5 protein-coding genes are annotated in these 2,863 nt (G+C 56.7%); 3 read left to right on the top strand and 2 right to left on the bottom strand.

Translation table 11 applies throughout. The features are described from left to right. Nucleotides 1–188, top strand: a 188-nt coding sequence (locus ACOTX5_RS26330; RefSeq protein WP_238579845.1) for a hypothetical protein, incomplete at its 5' end; no start/stop codon positions are given. Between the two features lie 76 nt (nucleotides 189–264). Here ACOTX5_RS26330 and ACOTX5_RS26325 read toward each other — a convergent pair. After that, nucleotides 265–831 carry a recombinase family protein gene (locus ACOTX5_RS26325; RefSeq protein ID WP_003159185.1) on the bottom strand — a complete coding sequence of 189 codons (567 nt, stop codon included), beginning with the start codon at nucleotides 829–831 and terminating at the stop codon, nucleotides 265–267. 128 nt (nucleotides 832–959) lie between these two features. Further along, nucleotides 960–1,208, bottom strand: a complete 249-nt coding sequence (locus ACOTX5_RS26320) for a type II toxin-antitoxin system YafQ family toxin (protein ID WP_011191340.1) — start codon at nucleotides 1,206–1,208, stop codon at nucleotides 960–962. 443 nt (nucleotides 1,209–1,651) lie between these two features. On the opposite strand from ACOTX5_RS26320, the gene ACOTX5_RS26315 reads away from it, so the two are divergent. After that, a complete protein-coding gene (locus tag ACOTX5_RS26315) occupies nucleotides 1,652–1,963 on the top strand; it encodes a HigA family addiction module antitoxin (protein ID WP_306414229.1) in 312 nt (103 codons plus the stop codon). A 172-nt stretch (nucleotides 1,964–2,135) separates the two neighbouring features. Then, complete coding sequence (locus ACOTX5_RS26310; protein WP_204378140.1) at nucleotides 2,136–2,777, top strand: hypothetical protein; 642 nt, start codon at nucleotides 2,136–2,138, stop codon at nucleotides 2,775–2,777. Nucleotides 2,778–2,863: the final 86 nt, after the last annotated feature.

Here is a 2,863-nt window from a genome sequence, read left to right as displayed (position 1 = left end):
CCTCCCTGCGTCCGCTGATGGCCGGCAGCAGCCCGTCGTTGCCTGATGGATCCAACCCCTCCGCTGCTATAGTGCAGTCGGCTTCTGACGTTCAGTGCAGCCGTCTTCTGAAAACGACATTTGAACCGGGAACCTTCCCTTTTTGGCTAGGCGTGAAACAATGGTCATTTTCCCTATACCCAAAATGACCAGGAGGCCCGCATGAAAGTCGCACGCATCTACCTGCGCGTGAGTGTCATTTTCAGAAGACGACTGCACGGAATATCAGGAGTCGGCTGCACTGGTGGATTGCAGCGCGGTGTACAGGGCCGTCTTGCTCACCTTGAGCCGTGTAGCGGCCTCTCGGACATTAAGCCCGTTGGCGATGTGCTCCCGCGCTCGCTGCAACTTGTCGGCGGTGACAACCGGCTTTCGCCCGCCCTTCCTCCCACGAGCGGCGGCGGCAGTCAACCCGGCCTTGGTGCGCTCGCGGATCAAGTCGCGCTCGAACTGGCCCAGCGCGCCGAACACGTGGAAGATGAGCCGCCCGCCTGGCGTGGTGGTGTCGATGGCTTCCGTCAGAGAACGGAAGCCGACGCCTCGCGCTTCCAGCGCGCCTATCGTTTCGATTAGGTGCGGCATAGAGCGCCCGAGCCGATCCAGCCGCCAGACGGCCAGCACGTCGCCGTCGCGCAGGTAGGCCAGCGCATCAGCCAAGCCGGGGCGGTCGGCCTTGGCCCCGGAAGCCGTGTCCTCGAAAACGCGCTCGCAGCCTGCCTTGCGTAGCGCATCCGTCTGCAAGGCGGTGTCCTGTTCCGCCGTCGATACCCGCGCATAGCCGATCAGTGCCATTTGCCGCCTCTCTTGTCCGTCATTCCGTCCGCCTATCTTAATGTCCGACAACCCGTTGTGCAATAACTTTGCTGGACAGTGTCCGGCATGGCCGACTAATGATCGTTTGGCGGACAAGGCGACTGGCATCAGCCGAACAGCTCGCTATGGGAGCCAAGCCGCGCCAGTCGCAGGGTGTCGGCGTCGGACTTGCGGTAGATCAGCAGCAGGTCGGGCTTGATGTAGCATTCGCGGTAGCCCGCCCAATCGCCGGAAAGATCGTGGTCGCGGTATCGCACATCCAGGGGCTGATCGGTCGCCAGCGCGACCAGAACCGGCTTGAGGTCATCATTCGTGCAGCGGACTCCTGATACTGTTCGTTCAATAGACGACTGCACAACAGCCTTCAAACCGCGTTGTCTGGTGCAGTCGTCTTCTGAAAATGACAGTGGCCAGCAAATCCAATCATGTAAAGAAAACCATCGTTATTTTTACGCCTATTTTGGATTGCGCAATCCAAAATTGAAACACTAGATATGGTGGCCGCGATCAGCTGCCGGCGCACAAGATGTTGTGTTGGTGATGGCTGTTGCTAAGTTCAGATCTGGACGCCAGAAGTAAATCAACAGCTCAACCAGGTGATCGCCTCGATGCGGTGAGACAAGTCCCCCCCTATTACAGGCGGCAGCTCGACCAGGTGGCCAACTCACCAGGCACCGGCAGCAGCTCAACCAGGTGATCGCCTCAATGTTGTGAGACAAGTCCCTCCCCTATTACAGGGCGGGCCTGATCTATTGTTGAAGTTTACCAACTAGGTTACACTTCAAAACACATCATTCTGATGAGGGCTTATTACATGAACCAATCACGACCGGCCACACCTGGCCAGATACTTGAAAGGGAATTCTTGGCCCCGTACGGAATCACTCAAACAGACTTGGCCACCCATACCGGATGGACAAGAAAGCACGTTAATCAGCTATGTCGCGGGCGAGTGCCTGTTACAGTCGATAGCGCGTTTATCCTGGCAGCAGCTACACGAACAGAGCCGGAATACTGGCTAGGGCTGCAAAGTGCCGTGGATCTATGGGACGCAGAGAATGACGAGGCGTTGCGTAGTCGTCTAGGACAGGTGAGGCCGTTAGCGGCATAGAAAGGGAAAACCCCGGAAACCAACTTGGCGGGCGGTTTACCGGGGTCTAAATTTGGTGGCACTTTCGGTGAGCTTGGCGGCAACCGAGGTGCCGGAGCCTGGATAAGGCTAAGGGTTGCACCTCCTATTATAGCGGGAGTGTACCCCTTGGCAAGTTAGGGGTGCATCAATAATGGCGCAAGCTCAGTTGTCCTTGTTCGGTCAGAACGAGGCAGAAACATATCACGACACAAGCGCAAGGGGCTTTTTCTCGCTCCTGGTGCAATGGCCAACCGGCAAACGTCAATCCTCTTTCCCTCTTGAGCAGATGCCAACAGTCCTTAATGCTGTTGATCATCGTCTTGATACCTGGCTATCACAGGCCGAGTTTATGCGGCCAAACAGGCGAGTCGTGAACCTCCTTCGGATTGGTTTGTTATTCGCTGATCTCGATACCTACAAGATGCCCTGGGCTCAAGGTCGCAAGCCTGAAGAACTGGCGGCGGCCATCACGTACTTTTGCCAGTCTGAAGGCATACCGCAGCCATCCATCATGGTCTATTCAGGGCGTGGCATTCAGGCTAAATGGCTACTGGAAAGGCCAGTACCTCGCCAAGCCCTGCCCCGCTGGAATGCTTGCCAAACCCATCTAATCAACAAGCTGGCCGAGCTGGGCGCTGATCCAGGGGCAAAGGATGCAAGCCGAGTGCTTCGCCTGGTCAATACCGTGAATTCAAAGAGCGGGGCCGTGTGCCGTGTGGTTCACGTACTGGAAGAAGGGGGCTTACCCATTCGCTACAACTTCGAGGGCACTGTTGCAAATAGTCGGTGGTGATAAACTTATCATCCCCTTTTGCTGATGGAGCTGCACATGAACCCATTCAAAGGCCGGCATTTTCAGCGTGACATCATTCTGTGGGC

The sequence above is a fragment of the Enterobacter cloacae complex sp. IR5441 genome, assembly GCF_049238215.1.
Classification (GTDB): Bacteria; Pseudomonadota; Gammaproteobacteria; order Enterobacterales; family Enterobacteriaceae; genus Enterobacter; species Enterobacter hormaechei_C.
The sequence above is the reverse complement of the archived record's forward strand: the minus strand, read 5'-3'. Positions and strand labels throughout refer to the sequence as shown.

Excerpts from the sequence above, each read along its gene's own strand:
- ACOTX5_RS26315 (WP_306414229.1), top strand. The coding sequence starts at position 1,652 with ATGAGGGCTTATTACATGAACCAATCACGACCGGCCACACCTGGCCAG.
- ACOTX5_RS26325 (WP_003159185.1), bottom strand. The coding sequence starts at position 831 with ATGGCACTGATCGGCTATGCGCGGGTATCGACGGCGGAACAGGACACC.
- ACOTX5_RS26310 (WP_204378140.1), top strand. The coding sequence starts at position 2,136 with ATGGCGCAAGCTCAGTTGTCCTTGTTCGGTCAGAACGAGGCAGAAACA.